The sequence below is a fragment of the Klebsiella terrigena genome (assembly GCF_006539725.1).
GTDB lineage: Bacteria > Pseudomonadota > Gammaproteobacteria > Enterobacterales > Enterobacteriaceae > Klebsiella > Klebsiella terrigena.
This window is the reverse complement of record NZ_BJNO01000029.1, coordinates 1-24,373: the sequence shown is the minus strand read 5'-3', so window position 1 is coordinate 24,373 and position 24,373 is coordinate 1. Positions and strand designations below refer to the sequence as shown.

The 24,373-nt window shown below is 56.3% G+C and carries 24 protein-coding genes; 20 read left to right on the top strand and 4 right to left on the bottom strand.

Annotation, left to right across the window (positions count from 1 at the left end; all coding sequences use genetic code 11):
- Window positions 1–8 precede the first annotated feature (8 nt).
- The 5 genes from RTE01_RS23515 to RTE01_RS23495 are packed head-to-tail and all read left to right on the top strand — an operon-like array spanning window position 9 to window position 4,502.
- The gene (locus RTE01_RS23515) at window positions 9–1,754 is read left to right on the top strand and encodes a sulfatase (RefSeq protein ID WP_141335408.1); all 1,746 of its coding nucleotides are present in this window, start codon (window positions 9–11) and stop codon (window positions 1,752–1,754) included.
- Window positions 1,755–1,797: 43 nt separating this feature from the next.
- A complete protein-coding gene (locus tag RTE01_RS23510; protein WP_041143511.1) occupies window positions 1,798–2,523 on the top strand; it encodes a GntR family transcriptional regulator in 726 nt (241 codons plus the stop codon).
- Entirely contained in the window at window positions 2,520–2,864 is a 345-nt protein-coding gene (locus RTE01_RS23505) for a YidH family protein (RefSeq protein WP_041143512.1), read from the top strand. The genes RTE01_RS23510 and RTE01_RS23505 overlap by 4 nt, the downstream gene beginning before the upstream one ends.
- Window positions 2,861–3,193, top strand: a complete 333-nt coding sequence (locus tag RTE01_RS26665) for a DUF202 domain-containing protein (protein ID WP_052474444.1) — start codon at window positions 2,861–2,863, stop codon at window positions 3,191–3,193. The genes RTE01_RS23505 and RTE01_RS26665 overlap by 4 nt, the downstream gene beginning before the upstream one ends.
- Before the next feature lie 16 nt (window positions 3,194–3,209).
- Window positions 3,210–4,502, top strand: a complete 1,293-nt coding sequence (locus RTE01_RS23495; RefSeq protein ID WP_141335406.1) for an anaerobic sulfatase maturase — start codon at window positions 3,210–3,212, stop codon at window positions 4,500–4,502.
- Window positions 4,503–4,634: 132 nt separating this feature from the next.
- Here RTE01_RS23495 and RTE01_RS23490 read toward each other — a convergent pair whose 3' ends face one another.
- Window positions 4,635–5,447: a dienelactone hydrolase family protein gene (locus RTE01_RS23490; RefSeq protein ID WP_041143514.1), complete on the bottom strand. Its 813-nt coding sequence runs from the start codon at window positions 5,445–5,447 to the stop codon at window positions 4,635–4,637.
- 267 nt (window positions 5,448–5,714) lie between these two features.
- Between RTE01_RS23490 and udp the strand changes: the two genes are divergently transcribed.
- From udp to tatD, 9 genes are all read left to right on the top strand, one after another.
- Window positions 5,715–6,476, top strand: a complete 762-nt coding sequence (udp, locus tag RTE01_RS23485) for a uridine phosphorylase (protein ID WP_041143515.1) — start codon at window positions 5,715–5,717, stop codon at window positions 6,474–6,476.
- Window positions 6,477–6,617: 141 nt separating this feature from the next.
- Window positions 6,618–8,066 (top strand): DNA recombination protein RmuC, encoded by a 1,449-nt coding sequence (gene rmuC / locus RTE01_RS23480; protein ID WP_134528357.1) that lies wholly within the window; start codon window positions 6,618–6,620, stop codon window positions 8,064–8,066.
- Window positions 8,067–8,136: 70 nt separating this feature from the next.
- Window positions 8,137–8,892, top strand: coding sequence for a bifunctional demethylmenaquinone methyltransferase/2-methoxy-6-polyprenyl-1,4-benzoquinol methylase UbiE (ubiE, locus tag RTE01_RS23475; protein ID WP_041143517.1), 756 nt, complete (start codon window positions 8,137–8,139; stop codon window positions 8,890–8,892).
- A 13-nt stretch (window positions 8,893–8,905) separates the two neighbouring features.
- Window positions 8,906–9,511: a ubiquinone biosynthesis protein UbiJ gene (gene ubiJ / locus RTE01_RS23470; protein WP_041143518.1), complete on the top strand. Its 606-nt coding sequence runs from the start codon at window positions 8,906–8,908 to the stop codon at window positions 9,509–9,511.
- On the top strand, window positions 9,508–11,148 hold the full coding sequence (gene ubiB, locus RTE01_RS23465) for a ubiquinone biosynthesis regulatory protein kinase UbiB (protein WP_115193808.1): 1,641 nt from the start codon (window positions 9,508–9,510) through the stop codon (window positions 11,146–11,148). The genes ubiJ and ubiB overlap by 4 nt, the downstream gene beginning before the upstream one ends.
- Window positions 11,149–11,279: 131 nt before the next feature.
- The gene (gene tatA, locus RTE01_RS23460) at window positions 11,280–11,531 is read left to right on the top strand and encodes a Sec-independent protein translocase subunit TatA (RefSeq protein ID WP_041143520.1); all 252 of its coding nucleotides are present in this window, start codon (window positions 11,280–11,282) and stop codon (window positions 11,529–11,531) included.
- Window positions 11,532–11,534: 3 nt separating this feature from the next.
- Complete coding sequence (gene tatB / locus RTE01_RS23455; protein ID WP_041143521.1) at window positions 11,535–12,071, top strand: Sec-independent protein translocase protein TatB; 537 nt, start codon at window positions 11,535–11,537, stop codon at window positions 12,069–12,071.
- Between the two features lie 2 nt (window positions 12,072–12,073).
- Window positions 12,074–12,847: a Sec-independent protein translocase subunit TatC gene (tatC, locus tag RTE01_RS23450; RefSeq protein WP_134528360.1), complete on the top strand. Its 774-nt coding sequence runs from the start codon at window positions 12,074–12,076 to the stop codon at window positions 12,845–12,847.
- A gap of 27 nt (window positions 12,848–12,874) precedes the next feature.
- Window positions 12,875–13,669 (top strand): 3'-5' ssDNA/RNA exonuclease TatD, encoded by a 795-nt coding sequence (gene tatD, locus RTE01_RS23445; RefSeq protein ID WP_166793764.1) that lies wholly within the window; start codon window positions 12,875–12,877, stop codon window positions 13,667–13,669.
- An 8-nt stretch (window positions 13,670–13,677) separates the two neighbouring features.
- On the opposite strand, the gene rfaH is transcribed toward tatD, so the two are convergent.
- Window positions 13,678–14,166: a transcription/translation regulatory transformer protein RfaH gene (gene rfaH, locus RTE01_RS23440; protein ID WP_041143524.1), complete on the bottom strand. Its 489-nt coding sequence runs from the start codon at window positions 14,164–14,166 to the stop codon at window positions 13,678–13,680.
- Window positions 14,167–14,343: 177 nt separating this feature from the next.
- On the opposite strand from rfaH, the gene ubiD reads away from it, so the two are divergent.
- A complete protein-coding gene (ubiD, locus tag RTE01_RS23435; RefSeq protein ID WP_041143525.1) occupies window positions 14,344–15,813 on the top strand; it encodes a 4-hydroxy-3-polyprenylbenzoate decarboxylase in 1,470 nt (489 codons plus the stop codon).
- Between the two features lie 55 nt (window positions 15,814–15,868).
- The gene (gene fre / locus RTE01_RS23430; protein ID WP_041143526.1) at window positions 15,869–16,570 is read left to right on the top strand and encodes an NAD(P)H-flavin reductase; all 702 of its coding nucleotides are present in this window, start codon (window positions 15,869–15,871) and stop codon (window positions 16,568–16,570) included.
- A 233-nt stretch (window positions 16,571–16,803) separates the two neighbouring features.
- On the opposite strand, the gene fadA is transcribed toward fre, so the two are convergent.
- Complete coding sequence (fadA, locus tag RTE01_RS23425) at window positions 16,804–17,967, bottom strand: acetyl-CoA C-acyltransferase FadA (RefSeq protein WP_041143527.1); 1,164 nt, start codon at window positions 17,965–17,967, stop codon at window positions 16,804–16,806.
- 9 nt (window positions 17,968–17,976) lie between these two features.
- Entirely contained in the window at window positions 17,977–20,166 is a 2,190-nt protein-coding gene (gene fadB / locus RTE01_RS23420; protein WP_141335404.1) for a fatty acid oxidation complex subunit alpha FadB, read from the bottom strand.
- Window positions 20,167–20,358: 192 nt separating this feature from the next.
- Here fadB and pepQ point away from each other — a divergent pair, with 192 nt between their 5' ends.
- From pepQ to hemG, 4 genes are read left to right on the top strand one after another with little or no spacing between them, the layout of a single operon-like run.
- Window positions 20,359–21,690, top strand: a complete 1,332-nt coding sequence (pepQ, locus tag RTE01_RS23415) for a Xaa-Pro dipeptidase (protein ID WP_134528366.1) — start codon at window positions 20,359–20,361, stop codon at window positions 21,688–21,690.
- Window positions 21,690–22,304, top strand: a complete 615-nt coding sequence (locus tag RTE01_RS23410; protein WP_041143530.1) for an IMPACT family protein — start codon at window positions 21,690–21,692, stop codon at window positions 22,302–22,304. The genes pepQ and RTE01_RS23410 overlap by 1 nt, the downstream gene beginning before the upstream one ends.
- A gap of 40 nt (window positions 22,305–22,344) precedes the next feature.
- A complete protein-coding gene (gene trkH, locus RTE01_RS23405) occupies window positions 22,345–23,796 on the top strand; it encodes a Trk system potassium transporter TrkH (protein ID WP_041143531.1) in 1,452 nt (483 codons plus the stop codon).
- An 11-nt stretch (window positions 23,797–23,807) separates the two neighbouring features.
- Window positions 23,808–24,341, top strand: a complete 534-nt coding sequence (gene hemG, locus RTE01_RS23400) for a menaquinone-dependent protoporphyrinogen IX dehydrogenase (RefSeq protein ID WP_041143532.1) — start codon at window positions 23,808–23,810, stop codon at window positions 24,339–24,341.
- Window positions 24,342–24,373 lie beyond the last annotated feature (32 nt).

The window sequence follows — 24,373 nt, the reverse complement described above, 5'->3', positions numbered from 1 at the left end:
AGTAAAGCATGAAAGCGATTATGTTGATGTTTGATTCGCTGAACAAACGTCTGTTGTCAGCTTACGGCAGCGATCGGGCGATCACGCCGAATTTTCAGCGACTGCGGGAGCGCACGGTGCGTTTTGATAACTTTTACGTTGGCAGCATGCCGTGTATGCCTGCCCGTAGAGAGTTGCATACCGGGCGCTACAATTTTCTCCATCGTGGCTGGTCGCCGCTCGAGCCATTCGATGATTCTGTCCCGGAAATACTGAAGAAAAAGGGTATTCACACTCACCTGGTGACGGACCATAAGCACTACTGGCGAGATGGCGGGGCGACCTATCATTCGCGCTACAGTTCTTTTGAGTTCGTGCGCGGGCAGGAGGGCGACGCCTGGAAGGGGGTCGTGAAGAAACCAGAATACCGCTACGAATCGGGTGAACCGAATGAGATTAAGCAGCGACGAATCGCCAGCCGGGTGCAGCACCAAATTAACGTGCAGTTTATGCAGAACGAAGAAGACCACCATCTGGCGAGGACGATCGGCAAGGGGCTTGAGTTTATTGATACCAACCATGCCAGCGACAATTGGTTCTTGCAGCTGGAGTGTTTCGATCCGCATGAGCCGTTTTTCGTGCCGGAAAAGTACCTGAAGATGTACGGCATTGATGATCCTGCGCAGTTCGACGGCTGGCCGCCCTACTATTTTGTCACCGAAACTGCCGAACGTAAGAGTGTCATCCAAAAGTATTATATGGCGCTGCTGACTATGGTGGATACGTATGTTGGCAAAGTTCTGGATTATATGGATCGTTACGATCTGTGGCGCGACACCATGCTTATCGTCAACACCGACCACGGTTTTCTGCTCGGCGAGCACGAATGGTGGGGGAAAAATATTATGCCGCTGTATAACGAAGTCGCGGATATACCCTGCTTTATCTGGCATCCGCAGTACGGCGGCGCGGGGGAGTCCCGCCAGGCGCTGGCGCAAACTATCGATATTCCCGCAACGCTTCTCGACTGTTTCGGTGTCGATAAACCGGCGGATATGCAGGGCATGTCGCTGCTTCCCGTGCTGCGCGATGATACGCCGGTACGCGACTATGCCCTGTTTGGCTATCATGGTTGCCATATCAATATTACCGATGGGCGCTATGTTTATATGCGCTCGCCCGTTGAGAGGGGCATTGATGGCCTGTTCGAATATACCCTGATGCCGACCCGTATCAATCGCCGCTTTACGCCGCAGGAACTACGTGAAACGACCCTGCATCCACCGTTTCGTTTTACCAAAGGCTGTCCGGTAATGAAAATCCCCGTCGAGTCGGTGATGACTCGCAGCGTCGATCGCTTTGGCCACCGTTTATATGATTTAGAGACCGACCCGACGCAGCAAACCCAGTGCCGTGATGAACAAGCGGCACAGAGGCTGCGAGAAAATATGATTAGGATCATGCAGGAAAACGATACGCCCGGTGAACTGTACGTGCGCTATGGCCTGGATGATAAACAGAGCCCGCTGTTGGGGCTGGACCCGCATCTGTTGCCAGAACTGGCCGACTTTGAACCGCAGGTGCGCTATGGCCTGTTTGCGTTGTTCCAGCATCTGGAGGGGAGCGGTCAGCAGGCGCTGGCGGCAAAACTACGGGCTACCTGCGAAGCTGAATGGACTCGCGAAAATCTGTGGACCTTCGTACAGAACGAGGTTCCGGAGGAGCAGCATCAGAGTGTGTACTATAAGATGGCGTTAGAAATGCGACTTGATTGAGTGGTATCCCCGGCTGAGGCCGGGGTAACGGAGTGAGAAGTTTATGAAAGAAGAGCTGGATTATTCTCGTGGTGCGAAACCTTTATACGCCCAACTATACGACATTCTGCTGAAGAGGTTGAAAACCGGCACCTACAAAAAAAATGATGTGCTGCCGACTGAAGCGGAGTTTGAAGAGTTGTTTGGTGTGAGCCGCATTACGGCTCGGCGGGCGCTGGCCGAGCTGGTGGCGAAAGGGTTGGTAAAACGCCAGGCGGGCATTGGTACGATGGTTATCAGCACCTCTGAGAAACAGGGGGTGAAAACTCGAATTCGATTAGTGGATGGGCAACAGCAGCATCCTATTTCACGTAATAACCTGAAGCTGGAGCGGCTGTTGCCGCCGGAGCCGATCGCACGCGAGTTCGATCTGAATGCTGGAACCATGATCTATCGGCTGACCAGGACAATCTTCCGGCAAAATGAGTTGCCTGCACAGGTGAACTATATCTGGCTAACCCCGCGTCTGGGTCAATTGACGTTGGAGGCATTTGACGGCGGCTTGTACAGCATGCTGGAGGAAAATAACGAAAATATTGAAAGCTTCCAGGACATTATTACCGCGGAGCTTCCCACGGAAAGCGATAGTGAAATTCTGCAAATCAGCGCGTCAGAGCCTCTGCTGGTAAAAAACCGCCGAGGCTATAACGAGCGAGGGGAACTGGTGGAGTTTGGTATCGCTAAGCATATCGCCAGCTGCTACCAGTATATCGTCGAGAATAGCCGATGAAATGGATAAGCGAGGGCAAAGCGCCTGACTACCGTTTTTCATTGGCGAATGAACGCACGTTTCTGGCCTGGATTCGTACCGCGCTGGCGTTTATGGCAATGGCTATTGCTGTCGACCAGTTCGCGGAAAATCTCGCTTCCTCTAATGTGCGTGAGCTGCTGGTGGGCGTGTTGAGTCTCACGGCAGCCCTGCTTTCCTGGTACGCCTATCGCCGCTGGTCGGGTAACGAGCGCGCGATGCGTGAAGGTACTGATTTAGCCTATCCCGGAGTGCTGGTCTGGCTCAGTAGCGGGCTGGCGGTGACCATATTACTTACCCAGGCAATATTACTTCTGCTATGACGACGAGACGACGTCTCCGCGACCCGGGGCTTCAGCCTGAGCGAACGGCTCTTTCCTGGCAAAGAACGACATTTTGCGTTTTGATCCTTGCGCTGGCCGTGAGTCGTGGCGGTTTCTCCCGTGGAGATGCGGTAGTCGCAGGTCTTGGGAGCCTCGCATCAGGGTTGGCCCTGGCACTGGTGGTTATCTCGTATTATCGGCAGAAAAAAACGGTGCGGGATGAGGAGTTAACAACACGTTCTTCGGTTCAGATTAAACGGCTGCTGAGTTTTATTCTCAGCCTTATAGCGCTGTCGCTGGTATTCCCGATATTTCTCAGACTGCAATAACAAGGATTTTTCTGACATGGCGATAAGCGGCTGTCACGTGATGGCGAAGCCCACGGGTTCGGTATGTAATATCGATTGTGCCTACTGTTTTTATCTTGAGAAAGAAGCACTTTACCCGGAGCGTAATGCGAACTGGCGTATGTCCGATGAGACGCTGAAAAATTATATTCGTCAGCATATTGAAGCCCAGTCGGGTGATTCGGTTACGTTTGCCTGGCAGGGGGGAGAACCGACGATGATGGGGCTGCCGTTTTTTTATCGCGTCATCGAAATATGTAACGAATATGCCGGCGGGAAAAAAATAACGCACGCGCTGCAGACGAACGGAATGCTGCTTGACGAGTCGTGGGCCTGCTTTTTTGCCGAACATCGTTTTTTGGTGGGGCTGTCGATAGATGGTCCCGCGCAATTACATAATCAGTATCGTGTTAATCGCGCGGGAAAGGGCACTCATGAAAGGGTGATGGCGGCGATGTCGTTACTGAAGGCACATCATGTTGAGTTCAATACGCTAACCGTTGTCGGTAAACATAACGTTGAGCATGCCCGCGAGGTCTATGAGTTCCTGCTGGCTGCGGGTTCGCGCTACATGCAATTTATACCTCTGGTAGAGCGTCTTAGCAGCGACTCATCGTCGTCGTTACAGCTGGTATTGCCCGGTGAAAGTGCTGCAAAGCTCGCGCCCTGGAGTGTACCTTCGTGGCAGTTTGGTGATTTTCTTCGCCAGATTTTCGATGTATGGATACGACGTGATGTTGAGCGAGTCTCGGTACAGATGTTTGACGTCGCGCTGGCGGCCTGGACCGGGCAACCGCCCGTGCTATGCGTTCATTCGGCAACCTGCGGACACGCTTTTGCGTTGGAATCAAACGGCGATCTCTACAACTGCGATCACTATGTTTACCCGGAACATAAGCTGGGGAATATTCATCAGAACAGTATCCATGAGCTTAATCATAGCGAACGGGCGATCGCTTTTGGCGAGGCGAAAGAAACGACGTTAACGGCGGATTGTCGTCGCTGCGAATTCCGGCCAGTATGTCATGGCGGCTGCCCAAAACATCGTTTTGCGGTGTCGCCGGGCGGTCATCCTGGTCACAACTATTTGTGTGCGGGCTATAAGCATTTTTTCAAACACATCACGCCTTATATGAATGTCTGGCAGCAGCTTCTGGAAAGCGGCTACCCGTCATCGGCGATCATGCAGTGGCTGGCCGAAGAGGAGCAACAGACGTTAGCGGCAGCGTGTCGAAACGATCCCTGCCCGTGCGGAAGTCGGCGAAAGTATAAAAAATGCTGCGGGACATAACCTGAAAGGCGTTATGTGCGCTCCGCAACAGGCAGAGCATTATGAATTTATTCTTCGCGGCCTGACAACACGGCTGGAGGACGGGATGATTGCCGAAATGATTAACTGTCATAATCGGCAATCAAGAGCGGTTTAGGTGCGCTTCCCGCCATACTGAGCAAACCACGCCAGCATGCGCTGCCAGCCGTCCTGCGCCGACTCTTCATGGTAGCTGGCACGATAGTCGGCATTAAACGCGTGGCCGGCCTGCGGGTAGACCACGATCTCTGCCGTCGCGTTGGCGGCGCGCAGCGCCTGGCGCATGGTTTCTACCGTATCCTGCGGGATGCTGTCATCCTTCGCGCCGTAAAGTCCCAGCACCGGGGCGTTAAGATCGACGGCGACGTCCACCGGATGCTTCGCGGAGTTCAGCGTTTTCTGCCCGACCAGCTTGCCGTACCAGGCGACGGCGGCCTTCAGCTGCGGGTTATGCGCGGCATAGAGCCAGGTAATGCGTCCACCCCAGCAGAAACCGGTGATCAGCAGGCGATGAGCATCGCCCCCGTGACGTCCCGCCCAGCTGGCGACATGATCAAGGTCTGCCAGCACCTGCGAGTCCGGGACTTTGCTGACCAGCTCCTGGAATAGCGTCGGGATATCGGTGTACTCGTTCGGATCGCCCTGGCGAAAGTACAGCTCTGGGGCGATCGCCAGATAGCCTTCCAGCGCCAGACGACGGCAGACGTCGCGGATGTGCTCATGGACGCCGAAAATTTCCTGCACCACGATCACCACCGGAAGCGGGCCATCGCTATTTTTCGGCCGGGCATGGTACGCCGGCATGTTCTCGCCCTGAGAAGGGATCGAGGTTTCTCCAGCGGTAATGCTCTCTTCCGGCGTATAAACGGCGGTAGAAGCGTGCGGGGTGGCTGCAGGTGCAAAGCCGGGTTGCTTGGTTGTGGTCATGGTATTCTCCGTACCCTTAATTTATTAGCGCATCGATAACTATAGACTCTTAAGACCGGACGTTAACAAATCACAGTGCCCGAAACAGGCTATCTTTTGTTCAGGCACGGTGAATATAACTTGTTAATGTGACGTAACTCACTATTTAATGGAATATTGTTGCAATGATTTTCATTCATGGTGATTGGTGTCACAAAATTAAGCGGATGGCTTCTGTAAAGTACCGTTTTGCTTCTGCTGATAATTCGACCCACAGAGGAGTTTTTTATGTCTAAGTCTGATGTTTTTCATCTCGGCCTCACCAAAAACGATTTACAAGGGGCTACGCTGGCTATCGTCCCTGGCGATCCGGAGCGTGTGGAAAAGATCGCCGCGCTGATGGATAAGCCGGTCAAGCTGGCATCGCACCGCGAATTTACCTCCTGGCGCGCCGAGCTTGACGGCAAGCCGGTGATCGTATGCTCTACCGGTATCGGCGGCCCGTCGACGTCGATTGCCGTTGAAGAACTGGCTCAGCTGGGAATCAATACCTTCCTGCGTATCGGCACCACTGGCGCCATCCAGCCGAATATCAACGTTGGCGACGTGCTGGTGACCACGGCATCCGTGCGCCTTGACGGCGCGAGCCTGCACTTTGCGCCAATGGAATATCCGGCCGTCGCTGACTTTGCCTGCACCACCGCGCTGGTGGAAGCGGCTAAATCAATCGGCGCAACGACCCATATTGGCGTGACCGCCTCTTCCGACACCTTCTATCCGGGCCAGGAGCGCTATGACACCGTTTCCGGTCGCGTGGTGAGCCGTTTTAAAGGCTCGATGGCAGAGTGGCAGGCGATGGGCGTCATGAACTACGAAATGGAATCCGCCACGCTGCTGACCATGTGCTCCAGCCAGGGCCTGCGTGCCGGGATGGTTGCCGGGGTTATCGTTAACCGTACCCAGCAGGAAATTCCTAACGCCGAAACCATGAAGCAAACCGAAAGCCATGCGGTGAAAATTGTCGTTGAAGCGGCCCGCCGTCTGCTGTAGTTCCTCCCCTTATCGTGAAGGCCGGCTCGCCCGGCCTCTCTTTTTTGCGCTGCGCCTCGCAGGAAATTCCTTTTAAACTGGACGTTTGTACAGCACAATTCTATTTTTGTGCCGTAGGCGGTTGCAGTAGCAGGGGGCGTTGTGGATATCTCAATTATTATAAGTGCCATCGCGGCGCTGGTCGTAGGGCTGGTCGTCGGCTGGCTGGCGACGAAGGCCGCTGCCGATCAAACGCGTGCCGACCTCATCGAAGAGCGGCGCGAGCTGGATATTGAGCTGAGCTCGGCCCGCCAGCAGCTGGTGCAGGCGGCCCACTGGCGCGATGAGTGCGAGCTGCTGAATAATGAGCTGCGCAGCCTGCGCGATATCAATAGCTCGCTGGAGGCTGACCTCCGTGAAGTCACCACCCGCCTCGAATCCACCCGGCTAAATGCGGAAGAGAAAGTTCGCCAGATGGTGAACAGCGAACAGCGCCTCAGCGAGCAGTTTGAAAATCTGGCGAACCGCATTTTCGAGCACAGCAACCGCCGGGTTGATGAGCAGAATCGACAAAGCCTGCACGGCCTGCTGACGCCGCTGCGTGAACAGCTGGACGGCTTTCGTCGCCAGGTACAGGACAGCTTCGGCCAGGAGGCGCGAGAGCGCCACACGCTGGCCCATGAAATCCGCAATCTGCAGCAGCTGAATACCCGGATGGCGCAGGAAGCCCTGAACCTGACCCGCGCGCTTAAGGGCGATAACAAAACGCAGGGCAACTGGGGGGAAGTGGTTTTAACCCGCGTGCTGGAGGCTTCCGGGCTGCGGGAAGGCTACGAATACCAGACCCAGGTCAGCATTGAAACGGAAAACCGCTCGCGGATGCAGCCGGACGTGATCGTCCGTTTGCCGCAGGGAAAAGACGTGGTCATTGATGCCAAAATGACGCTGGTGGCCTATGAGCGTTACTTCAACGCTGAAGATGATTACGCCCGCGAGGCGGCGCTGCAGGAGCACATTGCCTCGGTGCGCAGCCATATCCGCCTGCTTGGCAGGAAAGACTATCAGCAGCTGCCGGGGCTGCGATCGCTCGACTATGTCCTGATGTTTATCCCCGTTGAGCCCGCATTTCTGCTGGCGATAGACCGCCAGCCAGAGCTTATCAGCGAAGCGCTGCAGCACAATATTATGCTGGTCAGCCCCACCACGCTGCTGGTTGCGTTACGCACGATAGCCAACCTCTGGCGCTATGAGCATCAGAGCCGCAATGCGCAGAAAATTGCCGAACGCGCGGGCCGCCTGTACGACAAGATGCGGCTGTTCGTCGATGACATGTCCGCAATAGGCCAGAGCCTCGACAAAGCGCAGGATAATTACCGCCAGGCGATGAAAAAGCTGGCCTCCGGTCGCGGCAACCTGCTGGTGCAGGCTGAAGCCTTTCGCGGCCTCGGGGTGGAGGTTAAGCGCGGGATTAATCCGGACTTAGTCGAACAGGCAACCGCCCAGGACGACGAATACCGGCTGGACGACGATGATAACCCATCGGAAAGTAACGGTTTTTCATCCGAACCTTCCGCCGCATCGATGGCGGGCGAGGGTTCTCAGCCGCGTTGAACCGTATGGGAAATGCGCTAAATCTGTTACACTCGGCGAACATTTTCTTGATAAGCAAGCAGGCATTGAGATGGTTGAGGATTCACAAGAAACGACGCACTTTGGCTTTCAGACGGTTGCCAAAGAGCAGAAGGCGGACATGGTTGCGCATGTATTCCATTCTGTGGCCGCGAAATATGATGTGATGAACGATTTGATGTCGTTTGGTATTCATCGTTTGTGGAAGCGTTTCACCATCGATTGTAGCGGCGTGCGTCGCGGGCAGACCGTGCTGGATCTGGCCGGCGGCACCGGCGACCTGACGGCAAAATTCTCCCGCCTGGTCGGTGAATCTGGCCGCGTCATGCTCGCCGATATTAACGATTCAATGCTGAAAATGGGCCGCGAAAAGCTGCGCAACGTCGGCATCGTCGGCAACGTTGAGTACGTTCAGGCCAATGCCGAAGCGCTGCCGTTTGCCGATAACACCTTTGACTGCATTACTATTTCATTCGGCCTGCGTAACGTCACCGATAAAGAAAAAGCGCTGCGCTCTATGTACCGGGTTCTGAAGCCGGGCGGACGCCTGCTGGTGCTGGAGTTTTCAAAACCGATTATTGAACCGCTGAGCAAAGCGTACGACGCCTACTCCTTCCATATCCTGCCGCGCGTGGGCGAACTGGTAGCCAGCGACGGCGAAAGCTATCGCTATCTGGCGGAATCTATTCGCATGCACCCCGATCAGGACACCCTGAAGGGCATGATGCAGGATGCGGGCTTTGAAAGCGTCGACTACTACAACCTGACGGCAGGTATCGTGGCGTTACACCGCGGTTATAAGTTCTGACAGGGGGGACGCTATGCCTTTCAAACCACTGGTAACTGCGGGTATTGAGACGGTTCTGAATACCTTTCTCTGGCGTGATAAAGCCTTAAAACCGGCGCGTCAGCGTCTGTCAGGGAAAGTGCTGCGCGTGGAGCTGCAGGAGCTGGCGACGCCGGTGGTTCTGGCCTTTAGCGAGCGCCAGATCGATGTGCTCGGCGCGTGGGAAGGCGAAGCAGACTGTACCGTCATCACCCGCCTGAGCGTCCTGCCGCAGCTGCGCAATCGTCAGCAGCTTACCGCGCTTATCCGCAGCGGTGACCTGCAGGTGCAGGGCGATCTGCAGGTGGTGCAGAATATGGTGACGCTGTGCGATCTGGCGGAGTTTGATCCCGCTGAGCTGCTGGCCCCGTATACCGGCGATATTGTCGCCGAGGGCGTCAGCAAAGTATTCCGCACCGGCGCTCGCTTCCTGCTGCACGGCGCGCAGCGCCAGCAGCGGTATGTTGCTGAGGCGCTCACCGAAGAGTGGCGTCTGGCGCCGGGCCCGCTGGAAATGGCCTGGTTTGGGGAAGAGACCGCCGCCGTGGAACGCGCCGTGGCTGCGCTTGAAAAACGGCTGGAAATGCTGGAGGGCAAATGACGCCAGGAGAATTACGGCGCCTGTATCTTATTATCCGCACCTTTTTGAGCTACGGGCTCGATGAGCTGATCCCCAAAATGCGTATCACGCTGCCGCTGCGTATCTGGCGGCGTACGCTGTTCTGGATGCCAAATCGTCACAAAGACAAACCTCTCGGCGAGCGCTTACGCCTTGCGCTGCAGGAGCTGGGGCCCGTGTGGATCAAATTTGGCCAGATGCTGTCAACCCGTCGCGACCTCTTTCCTCCGCAAATTGCCGATCAGCTCGCGCTCCTGCAGGATCGCGTGGCGCCGTTTGATGGCCAGCTGGCTAAAAAGCAGATCGAGCAGGCGATGGGCGGCCTTTCGGTTGATGCCTGGTTTGATGATTTCTCGATTGAGCCGCTGGCCTCCGCCTCGATTGCTCAGGTGCATACCGCGCGCCTGAAAGAGAACGGCAAAGAGATTGTGATTAAGGTTATCCGCCCGGACATCGTGCCGGTTATCAAAGCGGATATGAAGCTTATCTATCGCCTGGCGCGCTGGGTACCTCGCCTGCTGCCCGACGGCCGCCGCCTGCGCCCGCAGGAAGTGGTGCGCGAGTATGAAAAGACGCTGCTCGACGAGCTCAACCTGCTGCGCGAATCGGCAAACGCCATCCAGCTGCGGCGCAATTTTGAAGATAGCCCGATGCTCTACGTTCCGGAGGTTTACTCCGATTACTGTAGCGAAGGCATGATGGTGATGGAGCGGATTTACGGCATCCCGGTTTCCGATGTCGAGGCGCTGGAAGCTCAGGGCACCAACATGCAGCTGCTCGCAGAGCGGGGCGTGCAGGTCTTTTTCACCCAGGTATTCCGCGACAGCTTCTTCCATGCGGACATGCACCCGGGCAATATTTTTGTCAGCTATGAGCATCCGGAGAACCCGAAATATATCGGCATTGACTGCGGTATCGTGGGCTCGCTGAATAAAGAAGATAAGCGCTATCTGGCGGAAAACTTCATCGCCTTCTTCAACCGTGACTATCGCAAAGTTGCCGAGCTGCACGTCGATTCCGGCTGGGTGCCTGCGGATACAAACGTTGAAGAGTTCGAGTTTGCCATCCGCACCGTCTGCGAACCTATCTTCGAAAAGCCGCTGGCTGAAATCTCCTTTGGGCATGTACTGCTGAACCTGTTCAATACCGCCCGACGCTTCAATATGGAAGTGCAGCCGCAGCTGGTATTGCTACAGAAGACATTACTTTACGTAGAAGGGGTAGGTCGCCAGCTCTATCCTCAGTTAGACTTGTGGAAAACGGCGAAGCCTTTCCTTGAGTCGTGGATTAAAGATCAGGTCGGCATTCCGGCGCTGGTACGCGCGTTTAAAGAAAAAGCGCCGTTCTGGATTGAAAGAATGCCGGAGATACCGGAACTGGTGTACCAGAGCCTGCAGCAGAGCAAACAGCTGCAGCACAGCGTTGATACGATTGTCCGCGACATCCAGGTGCGACACGCTCGCCAGGGAGAGTCCCGTTATCTGTTTGGTATAGGCGCCGTTTTGTTACTCAGCGGTACGCTGTTATTTATCCACCGGCCGGAGTGGGGCCTGATGCCCGGCTGGCTAATGGCCGGTGGCGTTGTGACCTGGCTGATTGGCTGGCGGAAAACGCGCTAAGCGGTATGGCCTCCATCACGGCGCATTCGTTCTTGCGCGAAGTCATGCGAGCGGCCTGACGAAGAGGCAGCCCGCAGGATGACGTGTATAATGCGTCCCATTAATTCATCATCTGTCATAGGGGAATGTGTATGGGTGGTATCAGTATCTGGCAGTTATTAATTGTTGTCGTCATCGTCGTTCTGCTTTTTGGGACAAAAAAGCTGAGCTCGCTGGGGTCGGATTTAGGCGCATCAATCAAAGGCTTTAAAAAGGCGATGAGTGATGATGAAAAGCCTGAAAACGGAACTCCGGACGCGGATTTTGCGGCGAAATCTATCGCTGACAAGCAGGATGATGCGAAAAAAGACGAGACAAAACGCCACGACAAAGAGCAGGTGTAATTCGTGTTCGATATCGGTTTTAGTGAACTACTGCTGGTGTTTGTGATTGGCCTCATCGTACTGGGGCCACAGCGACTGCCTGTAGCGGTAAAAACGGTGGCTAGCTGGATCCGCACGCTGCGGTCGCTGGCGGCCACCGTGCAAAATGAGATCACTCAGGAACTAAAACTGCAGGAGTTTCAGGAAAGCCTGAAGAAAGTCGAAAAGGCGAGCCTGGATAACCTGACGCCTGAGCTGAAGGCCTCAATGGACGAGCTGCGTGAAGCCGCCGAATCCATGAAACGCTCCTATTCCGCGCACGATCCTGAGAAAGCCAGCGACGAAGCGAACACTATCCATAACCCGGTGGTGAAAGGCAGCGAAGAACAGCGCCAGGACATCACGCCAGCGACGGCTGAACACCAGGCCAGCGCACCGGTTCATGCGCCAGCCAGCGCTGTCGATGAGCCGCTGACGCCGTCGAGTGAGCTTCCTGAAGCCAAAGAAAAGGCTGCCGTAAAAGCTACCGATTCCTCCCCCGCATCGAGTGATAAACCGTAAACATGGGCGTAGACGATACTCAACCGCTAATTTCGCATCTGATTGAGCTGCGTAAGCGTCTGATCAACAGCATTCTCGCGATTCTGGTGATTTTTCTGGCGTTGGTTTACTTTGCCAACGACATCTATCAGCTGGTTTCGGCCCCGCTTATCCGGCAGATGCCGGTTGGCGCGACGATGATCGCCACGGACGTAGCCTCTCCTTTCTTTACGCCGATCAAGCTGACATTTATGGTCTCGGTCATTTTGTCGGTGCCGGTCATTCTTTATCAGGTCTGGGCGTTTGTGGCGCCGGCCTTGTATAAGCATGAACGCCGGCTGGTGATGCCGCTGCTGATCTCCAGCACGCTGCTGTTCTACATCGGTATGGCCTTCGCCTACTTTGTGGTGTTCCCGCTGGCGTTTGGCTTCCTGACGCACGCGGCGCCGGAAGGCGTGCAGGTCTCCACCGATATCCGCAGCTATCTCGACTTCGTCATGGCGTTATTTATCGCTTTTGGCGTCTCGTTTGAAGTGCCGGTGGCCATCGTGCTGCTGTGCTGGATGGGCGTCACCACGCCGGACGATCTGCGCAAGAAACGGCCCTATGTGCTGGTCGGCGCCTTCGTTGTGGGTATGCTGCTGACGCCGCCGGACGTATTCTCGCAAACGCTGCTGGCGATTCCGATGTACTGCCTGTTTGAAGTTGGGGTCTTCTTCGCCCGCTTCTACACCGGAAAACGCCTGACGCGCGATGAAGATGCCGCCGCCGAAGAGGCGGGCAGTAAAGAAGAGTAACTAACCGCCCGTCAGGGCGGTTGTCATATGGGAGGGGCGATGTTTGATATTGGCGTAAATCTGACCAGTTCACAGTTTTCTCGCGATCGTGATGAGGTCGTTGCCCGCGCTCAGGCAGCCGGCGTGACCGGCATGCTGCTGACCGGTACCAATCTTCATGAAAGCGAACAGGCGCAGCAGATGGCGCGGCGCTATTCCCGCTGCTGGTCAACCGCAGGCGTGCACCCGCATGACAGCAGCAGCTGGACGGAGTCGGTCGCGGTGGCGATCGGCGAGCTGGCACGCAGGCCGGAAGTGGTGGCAATCGGTGAATGCGGCCTCGATTTCAACCGCAACTTTTCGACTCCGGCGGAGCAGGAAGCGGCGTTTAGCGCCCAGCTGGCGCTGGCGGCCGAGCTTTCTCTGCCGGTATTTTTGCACTGCCGCGACGCCCACGAGCGCTTTCTGACGCTGCTCGCGCCGTGGCTGGATAAGCTGCCCGGAGCCGTGCTGCACTGCTTTACCGGCAGTCGTGATGAAGTACGCGCGTGTCTGGAGAGAGGTTTGTATATCGGGATCACCGGCTGGGTATGCGACGAGCGTCGCGGCCTCGAGCTGCGCAATCTGCTGACGGAAATCCCGGCCGATCGCCTGCTGATTGAGACCGATGCGCCCTATCTGCTGCCGCGAGACCTGAGCCCTAAACCCAATTCCCGGCGCAATGAGCCCGTGCACCTGCCGCACATTCTGACCCGAGTTGCGGGCTGGCGCGGCGAGGAGGCTCAGCGGCTGGAGGAGGTGACGGACGCCAACGCCAGAACGCTCTTTGGCGTTCGCTTTTAACCGCGCCGTCAGATTTTATGGAAATCGGTATTTTTGACGCTCTGCAGCACCTGCTTGTTAAGCAGGTTCAGCAGCAGCATAGAGCGAGTTTCGCCATCCGGCTCGCTGAAGATTGCCTGCAGGCCTTCGAACGCGCCGTCGGTAATCAGCACGCTATCGCCGCCATGCGGCGTTTCCGGATCCGTAATGCCTTCCGGTTTATAGATAGAGAGCTGATGGATAACCGCCGACGGTACGGTAGCCGGCTGGGCGCCAAAGCGAACGAAGCTGTTCACGCCGCGCGTAGCGCTAATGGTCGTGGTATGGATAACTTCCGGATCGAATTCGATAAACAGATAGTTAGGGAACAGGGGTTCGCTGACCGTAGTGCGTTTACCGCGGACGATTTTTTCCAGTGCGATCGTCGGCATCAGGCAATTGACCGCCTGCCGTTCGAGATGTTCCTGGGCGCGCTGAAGCTGCCCACGCTTGCAATACAGTAAATACCAGGCTTGCATAATAACTCTTTCCACTCGATTAGTAGCAAGCATAACAAAAGCCTGGAGCGATCGCGAAAGCCATTATAAGTGAAAACTAAAATTCTATATTCTTTCACGCTAATTTAACAAAAGTACAGCATGGCACCGGCGAACACCGTATAATCAGCCGCCTGTATAGAGGTCAATAACAACTCCATGAAATACCACGATCTACGCGACTTTCTGACATTACTGGAGCAGCAGGGGGAACTGAAAAGGATATCCCTGCCGGTCGATCCTCATCTGGAAATCACCGAAATTGCCGATCGCACTTTACGTGCCGGCGGCCCGGCTCTGCTATTTGAAAATCCTAAAGGTTACACCATGCCGGTGCTGTGTAATCTGTTTGGCACGCCTAAGCGCGTGGCGATGGGCATGGGGCAGGAAGACGTTAGCTCGCTGCGGGAAGTGGGCAAGCTGTTAGCTTTCCTCAAAGAACCTGAGCCGCCAAAAGGCTTTCGCGATCTCTTCGATAAGCTGCCGCAGTTCAAGCAGGTACTGAACATGCCGACTAAGCGCCTGCGCGGCGCTCCCTGTCAGCAGAAAATTATCGAAGGCGAGAGCGTCGACCTGACGCAGATCCCGATTATGACCTGCTGGCCGGATGATGCCGCGCCGCTGATTACGTGGGGGCTGACGGTCACCCGCGGCCCGCATAAGGAGCGGCAGAACCTGGGCATCTATCGCCAGCAGCTGATTGGCAAAAATAAGCTGATTATGCGCTGGCTATCCCATCGCGGCGGCGCGCTGGATTTCCAGGAGTGGTGTGCGGCGCATCCGGGAGAGCGTTTCCCGGTCTCCGTGGCGCTTGGCGCCGACCCGGCGACCATCCTTGCGGCAGTGACGCCGGTTCCCGATACCCTTTCAGAGTACGCTTTCGCCGGCCTGCTGCGCGGAACGAAAACGGAAGTCGTGAAGTGTATTTCTAACGATCTGGAAGTGCCCGCCAGCGCTGAAATTGTGCTGGAAGGGTATATTGAGCCAGGTGAAATGGCGCCGGAAGGGCCGTATGGCGATCATACCGGCTATTACAATGAAGTGGACAGCTTCCCGGTGTTTACGGTGACCCATATCACCCGACGCGAAGATGCCATTTACCATTCGACCTACACCGGAAGACCGCCCGACGAGCCTGCCGTATTAGGCGTGGCGCTAAACGAAGTCTTTGTGCCGATTCTGCAAAAGCAGTTCCCGGAAATTGTCGATTTCTACCTGCCGCCGGAAGGGTGCTCCTACCGCCTGGCGGTCGTCACGATGAAGAAACAGTACGCCGGACATGCTAAACGCGTGATGATGGGCGTATGGTCCTTCCTGCGCCAGTTTATGTACACCAAATTCGTTATTGTCTGCGATGATGACGTTAACGCGCGCGACTGGAACGATGTGATCTGGGCGATTACTACCCGGATGGACCCGGCTCGTGATACGGTACTGGTAGAAAATACGCCAATTGATTATCTGGATTTTGCCTCGCCGGTTTCCGGCCTGGGTTCAAAAATGGGGCTGGATGCCACAAACAAATGGCCAGGCGAGACCCAGCGAGAATGGGGTCGCCCAATCAAAAAAGATCCTGAGGTGACGGCGCGCGTCGACGCCATCTGGGACGAGCTGGCTATCTTTAAATAACAGTAAGCGGGGCTAACGCCGCTGTTTTGCTCTATAGACCCGACAGAGGGGACGCATGACAACCTTAAGCTGTAAAGTGACCTCGGTGGAGGCGATTACCGATACCGTGTATCGCGTTCGATTAGTGCCAGAAGCGGCTTTCTCTTTCCGCGCCGGCCAGTATTTGATGGTGGTAATGGATGAGCGCGATAAGCGTCCGTTCTCTATGGCCTCTACGCCAGCGGAACAGGAGTTTATTGAACTGCATATCGGCGCTTCTGAGCTAAACCTGTATGCGATGGCGGTCATGGATCGCATCCTGAAAGAGCGTGAAATTGAGGTTGATATCCCGCATGGCGAAGCCTGGCTGCGTGAAGATGAGGATCGTCCGCTCATTCTCATTGCCGGGGGAACCGGTTTTTCATACGTGCGTTCCATTTTGTTAACGGCTCTGGCCCGCAATCCGAATCGTGATATTGCCATCTACTGGGGCGGCCGCGAGGCGAAGCACCTCTACGATCTGTCTGAGCTGGAAGCGCTGAGCATTGAGCATCCTGGCCTGCGCATCGAGCCGGTTGTTGAACAGCCGGAAGAGGAGTGGCGCGGACGTTCCGGGACCGTGCTGACCGCGGTGCTGCAGGATTACGGCACTCTGGCGGAGCATGATATCTACATCGCCGGTCGCTTCGAGATGGCTAAAATTGCCCGCGACCTGTTCTGTAACGAGCGCCAGGCGCGTGAAGATCGCCTGTTTGGCGATGCCTTCGCGTTTATCTGATTATCGGCGCCCCGTTCTTGCGGGAAGGGGCGGCTGATGGTGAATTGCAGAAATAAAAAACCCGCCCCTGACAGGCGGGAAGAACGGCAACTAAACCCCTCCCCGTCATAATTCGCGCGGTCTCTTTGTTGGCTGGCCTTGTTCACCCCGGTCACATAGTTATCTATGCTGCCGGGGATTTACCTGGTTACCGCCGCGATGCCGCAAGAATTATTCAGGGATTAACTCTGTAATCAAACCCGCTCAAATACCGTCGCAATCCCCTGACCTAAACCAATGCACATGGTGGCCAGCCCAAACTGCGCGTCTTTGCGCTCCATCTGATTAATTAACGTGGTACTGATACGCGCGCCGGAGCAGCCCAGCGGGTGGCCCAGGGCGATCGCACCGCCGTTAAGGTTGATCTTTTCGTCGATCTGCTCCATCAGGCCCAGATCTTTTATGCACGGCAGGATCTGCGCGGCAAACGCTTCGTTCATTTCAAAAACGTCGATATCACTGGCGCTCAGTCCGGCCTTTTTCAGCGCCAGCTTTGATGCCGGAACCGGGCCGTAGCCCATGATGGACGGATCGCAGCCAACAACGGCCATTGAGCGTACGCGGGCGCGGGGTTTCAGCCCCAGCTCCCGGGCGCGGCTCTCGCTCATTAGCAGCATGGCGGCAGCGCCGTCGGAGAGGGCGGAAGAGGTACCTGCCGTGACGGTGCCGGTGACCGGGTCAAAGGCGGGCCGCAGCGCGGCCAGCGCCTCCACGGTGGTTTCCGGGCGAATAACTTCATCATAGTTAAATGATTTCAGTACCCCGTCGGCGTCGTGACCGCCCGTGGCGACAATCTCATTTTTAAAGGCGCCGGATTGCGTCGCAGCCCATGCGCGAGCGTGGGAGCGTGCGGCAAACTGGTCCTGCATTTCGCGGCTGATGCCGTGAAGACGCGCCAGCATTTCTGCCGTCAGGCCCATCATGCCGGCCGCTTTGGCGACGTTACGGCTAAGGCCCGGGTGGAAATCGACGCCGTGGCTCATCGGGACATGGCCCATATGCTCCACGCCGCCAATCAGGCATACGCTCGCATCGCCGGTCATGATCATGCGCGCCGCATCGTGCAGCGCCTGCATCGATGAACCGCACAGGCGGTTAACCGTTGTCGCGGGTACCGAGTGCGGGATCTCCGCCAGCAGCGCAGCGTTACGTGCGATGTTAAAACCCTGCTCCAGCGTTTGCTGTACGCAGCCCCAGTAGATATCGTCAATCGTGGTCGCGTCGAGCGCCGGATTGCGCGATAGCAGGCTACGCATCAGGTGTGCGGAGAGGTCTTCCGCACGAACGTGGCGAAACGCGCCGCCTTTTGAACGGCCCATCGGGGTACGAATTGCATCGACAATGACAACCTGTTCCATTGTGACTCCTTAAGCCGTTTTCAGAACACCCGCCGGGCGGGCTGGTTCTACCGGAGGATAATACGGTTCGTTATGGCGTGCTTTGCTGCGCAGACCTTCCGGCACCTCATACAGCGGGCCGAGGTGCTGATACTGCTGTGCCATATCGAGATATTTTGCGCTGCCCAGCGTATCCAGCCAGCGGAAGGCTCCGCCGTGGAATGGAGGGAAGCCGAGGCCATAAACCAGCGCCATATCCGCTTCCGCCGGGCTGGCGATAATGCCTTCTTCCAGGCAACGCACCACTTCGTTGACCATGGGAATCATCATGCGGGCGATAATTTCTTCGTCGCTGAAGTCGCGCTTTGGCTGGCTTACGTCCGCCAGCAGGCCGTCAACGACCGCGTCCTCTTCTTTCTTCGGTTTGCCTTTGCTGTCCTGGGTATAGCGCCAGAAGCCAAGGCCGTTTTTCTGGCCGAAGCGGGTTGCGTCGAACAGGGCGTCAATCGCATCGCGATAATCTTTCTGCATGCGCTGCGGGAAGCCGGCGGCCATCACCGCCTGCGCGTGGTGAGCGGTATCGATGCCGACCACGTCGAGCAGGTACGCCGGGCCCATCGGCCAGCCGAACAGCTTCTCCATGACCTTATCGACTTTGCGGAAGTCCGCGCCATCGCGCAGCAGCTGGCTGAAGCCGGCGAAGTAGGGGAACAGCACGCGGTTGACGAAGAAACCGGGGCAGTCGTTAACCACGATCGGCGTTTTGCCCATCTTGCTGGCCCAGGCCACCACTTTGGCAATCGTCTCGTCCGAGGTTTTTTCGCCGCGAATCACTTCAACCAGCGGCATACGGTGCACCGGGTTAAAGAAGTGCATACCGCAGAAATTCTCCGGACGCTGCAGAGCGTCCGCCAGTTCACCGATCGGGATCGTTGAGGTGTTGGAAGCCAGCACCGTATCCGGGCGCACTTTGCCTTCGGTCTCAGCCAGCACCGCTTTTTTCACTTTCGGGTTTTCGACAACGGCTTCAACGACCACGTCCACGCGCTCAAAGCCAGAGTAGTCCAGCGTTGGCTGAATGGTGCCGATGACGCCAGCCAGCTTCAGGCCGTCAATCTTGCCGCGCTCAAGCTGTTTGTTAAGCAGCTTGGCGGCTTCATTCATGCCGAGCGTCAGCGATTTGTCGTTAATATCCTTCATGATGACCGGCACGCCTTTCCAGGCAGACTGATAGGCGATACCGCCGCCCATAATCCCGGCGCCCAGCACGGCGGCCTGTTTCGGGGTTTCAACGTCTTTGGTGAGCTTCTTCGCTTTGCCTTTGACGTACTGATCGTTGAGGAAGATGCCGACCAGCGCGCGGGCTTCTTTGGTGTGCGCCAGCGGGACGAAGCTTTGATTTTCCAGCTTCAGCGCCTCATCACGGCCGAGTCGGGCGGCAGCTTCGATGGTTTTGACGGCAGTCATCGGCGCCGGATAGTGTTTCCCGGCGGTCTGGGCAACCATGCCTTTCGCAATGGTGAAGCTCATGGTCGCTTCGATTTTGCTGAGCTTCAGCGGCTCCAGCTTCGGCTGGCGCTTCGCCTGCCAGTCGAGATCGCCGCTAATGGCCTGGCGTAAAATGCTGAGCGCGCCGTCGCGCAGTTTCTCTGGCTTGACGATGCCGTCGACGAGACCGATTTTCAGAGCCTGATCTGCACCGACGTCTTTGCCGGCGGCGATAATTTCCAGCGCGCTATCGGCGCCGAGTAGACGCGGCATACGCACTGAACCGCCGAAGCCCGGCATGATGCCCAGCTTAGTTTCCGGCAGGCCGATGCGCAGGTCCGGCGTAGCCAGACGATAGTCCGTTGCCAGCACGCACTCGCAGCCGCCGCCCAGCGCATAGCCGTTGACCGCTGAAACGGTGGGCACCGGTAAATCTTCGAGGCGGTTGAAAACGCTATTGGCAAAATGCAGCCATTGGCTCAGCTGCTCCTGTGGGACCAGGAACAGGGAGAGAAATTCGGTTATATCGGCACCGACGATAAAGGCCGCTTTTTCAGAGCGCAGCAGCAGCCCTTTAAGATCTGTTTGCTTTTCGAGCACGTCCAGCGCATGGCCGAGGCTGGCTACGGTTGCGGTATCGAGCTTGTTCACCGAGCCGGGGGCATCGAACACCAGTTCGGCAATGCCATCTTCCAGCCAGTCGAGGTACAGGTTGTCGCCTTTGTAGAGCATGTCAGTCTCCTGAATCCAGCAATATGATCTGGTCGTACCAGATGAGTCGGAGTGTGGGATTTATGTTAAAGAATTGCAAACAAGTCTTTAAATAAATGCTGGTTGGATCACACCCGGCGGAAATCGCCCTGCCTGAAGTCGATGTGCTAAGATGCGGAGAGTCACGATCTAATAAAATCAAAGGATAAATAGATGGAATCACTAGCCGCGCTCTATAAAAACCATATTGCTACCCTACAAGAACGTACCCGTGATGTTTTATCTCGCTTTAAGCTCGATGCCTTACTGATTCACTCCGGTGAGCTGGTTAACGTTTTTCTTGACGATCATCCCTACCCGTTCAAGGTCAATCCGCAGTTTAAAGCGTGGGTGCCCGTCACGCAGGTTCCTAACTGCTGGCTGTTGGTGGATGGCGTCAATAAGCCGAAGCTGTGGTTCTACCTGCCGGTTGATTACTGGCATAACGTTGAGCCGCTGCCGACTTCATTCTGGACCGAAGAGGTAGACGTGATTGCGCTGCCGAAGGCGGATGGTATCGGTAGCCAGCTCCCGGCGGCGCGCGGCAACATCGGCTATATCGGCCCGGTCCCTGAGCGCGCGCTGGGGTTAGAGATAGCCGCGGATAAAATCAACCCGAAAGGGGTTATCGACTATCTGCACTACTACCGCTCCTATAAAACGGATTACGAGCTGGCCTGCATGCGCGAAGCGCAGAAATCAGCGATCAACGGTCATCGGGCGGCGCATGAAGCCTTCCTGTCCGGGATGAGCGAGTTCGATATCAACCAGGCCTATCTGACCGCGACCGGCCACCGCGATACCGATGTACCGTACAGCAACATCGTGGCGATCAATGAGCACGCCTCCGTGCTGCACTACACCAAACTGGATCACCGAGCGCCGGCGGAAGCGCGCAGCTTCCTGCTCGATGCCGGTGCGGAATATAACGGCTATGCGGCGGATCTCACGCGTACCTGGGCCGCGCACGGCGATAGCGACTTTGCCCAGCTGATTAAGGACGTTAATGACGAGCAGCTGGCGCTGATTAGCACGCTGAAAGTCGGCACCAGCTACGTGGATTACCACGTCCAGTTCCATCAGCGCATTGCTAAGCTGCTGCGTAAACATCAGATCGTCACCAACATGAGCGAAGAGGCGATGGTCGAAAACGACCTGACCGGGCCGTTTATGCCTCACGGCATCGGCCACCCGCTGGGCCTGCAGGTGCATGATGTCGCCGGCTTTATGCAGGATGATGCCGGTACACATCTGGCGGCGCCGTCTAAATATCCGTACCTGCGCTGCACGCGCGTGATCCAGCCGCGTATGGTGCTGACCATAGAGCCGGGTATCTACTTTATTGAATCCCTGCTGGTGCCGTGGCGCGAAGGGCAGTTCAGCAAGCACTTCAACTGGCAGAAAATTGAAGCGCTAAAACCGTTTGGCGGCATTCGTATCGAAGATAACGTCGTTATCCATGAAAGCAGTGTCGAAAATATGACGCGTGATCTGAAACTGGCCTGATGGACAGCTGGTTGATACCGGCCGCGCCGGTGCGCTTTGTCGAAGAGATTAAGAAGAGCCGGTTTATTACGCTACTGGCGCATACCGATGGCGTAATGGCGGCAAAGGCGTTTGTTGAATCAGTAAGAGCGGATCACCCGGACGCTCGCCACCACTGCGTGGCGTGGGTGGCCGGGCCGCCGAATGATTCACAACAGCTGGGTTTCTCCGACGATGGCGAACCGGCGGGAACGGCAGGTAAACCGATGCTGGCACAGCTTATGGGCAGCGGTGTCGGTGAGATAACTGCCGTCGTAGTGCGTTACTACGGCGGTATTCTGCTGGGTACCGGTGGTCTGGTGAAGGCCTATGGCGGTGGCGTACACCAGGCGCTTGCTCAGCTGACAACGCAGCGCAAGACGCCGCTGACCGCATATACTTTGCAGTGTGAATACGGGCAATTAGCCGGTGTTGAAGCGCTGTTGGCCCAGTTCGCAGGGCACATTGTCGAAAGCGAATATCAGGCGTTCGTCCAGCTGCGTGTTGCGCTTCCTCAAGCTGAAGTGGCGTCATTTTCAGCAAAACTGGCTGATTTTAGCCGTGGCTCGTTGCAATTACTGAAGATTGACGAATAATCCCCACCTGATTTTTTGCATATCAAAGGAAGCGCCAGAGATGCATTTTCGCGCGATTACCCGAATCGTTGGACTGCTGGTCATTTTATTTTCGGGGACCATGATCCTCCCGGGATTAGTGGCCCTGATATACCGTGATGGTGCCGGGCGGGCGTTTACCCAGACCTTTTTCGCCGCTTTAGCTATTGGCTCTCTATTATGGTGGCCGAACCGCCGTGAAAAGGGTGAGTTGAAATCCCGCGAGGGCTTTTTGATTGTCGTCCTCTTCTGGACCGTGCTGGGCAGCGTCGGTGCGCTACCGTTTATCTTCGCCGAGCAGCCAAACCTGACGGTAACCGATGCGTTTTTTGAATCCTTCTCTGGCCTCACCACCACGGGCGCAACCACGCTGGTTGGCCTCGACTCGCTGCCCCATGCCATCCTTTTCTATCGCCAGATGCTGCAGTGGTTTGGCGGTATGGGGATCATTGTGCTGGCGGTCGCGATCCTGCCGATACTCGGCGTCGGTGGGATGCAGCTGTACCGGGCGGAGATGCCCGGGCCGCTGAAGGATAACAAAATGCGCCCGCGAATTGCCGAAACGGCAAAAACGCTGTGGCTTATCTACGTTCTGCTAACCATCGCCTGCGCGCTGGCGCTGTGGTTTGCCGGGATGCCGGCGTTTGACGCCATCGGTCACAGCTTTTCGACCATCGCTATTGGCGGCTTCTCCACGCATGACGCCAGCGTCGGCTACTTTGACAGTCCGACGATTAACTCGATTATCGCGGTCTTCCTGCTGATCTCCGGCTGTAACTACGGCCTGCACTTTTCATTACTCAGCGGACGAAGCCTGAAGGTGTACTGGCGTGACCCCGAATTCCGCATGTTTATTGGCGTACAGCTGACGCTGGTGGTGATTTGTACGCTGGTGCTGTGGCTGCATGATGTCTATAGCTCCGCGTTAACCACCTTGAACCAGGCGTTCTTCCAGGTTGTCTCAATGGCCACGACGGCGGGCTTCACCACCGATAGCATTGCACGCTGGCCGCTGTTCCTTCCGGTGCTGCTGCTGTGCTCGGCATTTATCGGCGGCTGTGCCGGTTCGACGGGCGGTGGTCTGAAGGTTATTCGTATCCTGCTGCTCTTTAAGCAGGGGAACCGCGAGCTGAAACGTCTGGTACACCCGAATGCGGTGTACAGCATTAAGCTGGGCAACCGCGCGCTGCCGGAACGCATCCTCGAAGCAGTATGGGGATTCTTCTCCGCCTATGCGCTGGTGTTTATCATTAGTATGCTGGCGATTATTGCTACCGGTGTCGATGACTTCTCCGCATTTGCTTCGGTCGTCGCAACCTTAAACAACCTGGGGCCGGGCCTGGGGGTCGTGGCGGATAACTTTGCGACGATGAATCCGGTCGCAAAATGGATCCTGATTGCTAATATGCTGTTTGGTCGTCTGGAAGTGTTCACCCTGTTGGTGCTGTTTACTCCCACTTTCTGGCGTGAATAGCTGGAGTATTTGTGAAAACGTTGATTCTATTTTCCACCCGTGATGGGCAGACTCGTGAAATTGCCTCCTTTCTGGCATCCGAGCTGAAAGAGCTGGGCGTCGATGCGGACACCCTAAACCTTAACCGCGCCGATGCGGTTGCATGGCACGACTACGATCGCGTGGTGATTGGGGCATCCATTCGCTATGGCCACTTTCATCCTGCGGTTGACCGCTTCGTGAAGAAACACCTGCAGTCGCTGAACGCGCTGCCCGGTGCGTTTTTTTCGGTTAACCTCGTGGCGCGTAAACCTGAGAAGCGTACTCCGCAAACCAATAGCTATACGCGCAAGTTCCTGCTTAGTTCACCGTGGCAGCCGCAGCGTAGCGCGGTGTTTGCCGGTGCGCTGCGCTATCCGCGCTATAGCTGGTACGACCGCGTAATGATCCGCCTGATTATGAAGATGACCGGCGGTGAAACGGATACCAGTAAGGAAGTGGTCTATACCGACTGGCAGCAGGTCGCTAATTTTGCGCGAGAGATCGCACAAATGAACAGCAAATAGCGGATAAAATCACCGTGATGATGGCAAACTGA

What these genes read in the sequence shown, in the direction of transcription:
- ubiJ (WP_041143518.1), top strand. Translation starts at nt 8,906, where the DNA reads ATGCCTTTCAAACCACTGGTAACTGCGGGTATTGAGACGGTTCTGAAT.
- ubiE (WP_041143517.1), top strand. Translation starts at nt 8,137, where the DNA reads ATGGTTGAGGATTCACAAGAAACGACGCACTTTGGCTTTCAGACGGTT.
- tatA (WP_041143520.1), top strand. Translation starts at nt 11,280, where the DNA reads ATGGGTGGTATCAGTATCTGGCAGTTATTAATTGTTGTCGTCATCGTC.
- fadB (WP_141335404.1), bottom strand. Translation starts at nt 20,166, where the DNA reads ATGCTCTACAAAGGCGACAACCTGTACCTCGACTGGCTGGAAGATGGC.
- RTE01_RS23490 (WP_041143514.1), bottom strand. Translation starts at nt 5,447, where the DNA reads ATGACCACAACCAAGCAACCCGGCTTTGCACCTGCAGCCACCCCGCAC.
- RTE01_RS23495 (WP_141335406.1), top strand. Translation starts at nt 3,210, where the DNA reads ATGGCGATAAGCGGCTGTCACGTGATGGCGAAGCCCACGGGTTCGGTA.
- trkH (WP_041143531.1), top strand. Translation starts at nt 22,345, where the DNA reads ATGCATTTTCGCGCGATTACCCGAATCGTTGGACTGCTGGTCATTTTA.
- rfaH (WP_041143524.1), bottom strand. Translation starts at nt 14,166, where the DNA reads ATGCAAGCCTGGTATTTACTGTATTGCAAGCGTGGGCAGCTTCAGCGC.
- ubiD (WP_041143525.1), top strand. Translation starts at nt 14,344, where the DNA reads ATGAAATACCACGATCTACGCGACTTTCTGACATTACTGGAGCAGCAG.
- fadA (WP_041143527.1), bottom strand. Translation starts at nt 17,967, where the DNA reads ATGGAACAGGTTGTCATTGTCGATGCAATTCGTACCCCGATGGGCCGT.
- tatD (WP_166793764.1), top strand. Translation starts at nt 12,875, where the DNA reads ATGGGAGGGGCGATGTTTGATATTGGCGTAAATCTGACCAGTTCACAG.
- RTE01_RS26665 (WP_052474444.1), top strand. Translation starts at nt 2,861, where the DNA reads ATGACGACGAGACGACGTCTCCGCGACCCGGGGCTTCAGCCTGAGCGA.
- udp (WP_041143515.1), top strand. Translation starts at nt 5,715, where the DNA reads ATGTCTAAGTCTGATGTTTTTCATCTCGGCCTCACCAAAAACGATTTA.
- tatC (WP_134528360.1), top strand. Translation starts at nt 12,074, where the DNA reads ATGGGCGTAGACGATACTCAACCGCTAATTTCGCATCTGATTGAGCTG.
- ubiB (WP_115193808.1), top strand. Translation starts at nt 9,508, where the DNA reads ATGACGCCAGGAGAATTACGGCGCCTGTATCTTATTATCCGCACCTTT.
- RTE01_RS23515 (WP_141335408.1), top strand. Translation starts at nt 9, where the DNA reads ATGAAAGCGATTATGTTGATGTTTGATTCGCTGAACAAACGTCTGTTG.
- pepQ (WP_134528366.1), top strand. Translation starts at nt 20,359, where the DNA reads ATGGAATCACTAGCCGCGCTCTATAAAAACCATATTGCTACCCTACAA.
- RTE01_RS23410 (WP_041143530.1), top strand. Translation starts at nt 21,690, where the DNA reads ATGGACAGCTGGTTGATACCGGCCGCGCCGGTGCGCTTTGTCGAAGAG.
- RTE01_RS23505 (WP_041143512.1), top strand. Translation starts at nt 2,520, where the DNA reads ATGAAATGGATAAGCGAGGGCAAAGCGCCTGACTACCGTTTTTCATTG.
- fre (WP_041143526.1), top strand. Translation starts at nt 15,869, where the DNA reads ATGACAACCTTAAGCTGTAAAGTGACCTCGGTGGAGGCGATTACCGAT.
- RTE01_RS23510 (WP_041143511.1), top strand. Translation starts at nt 1,798, where the DNA reads ATGAAAGAAGAGCTGGATTATTCTCGTGGTGCGAAACCTTTATACGCC.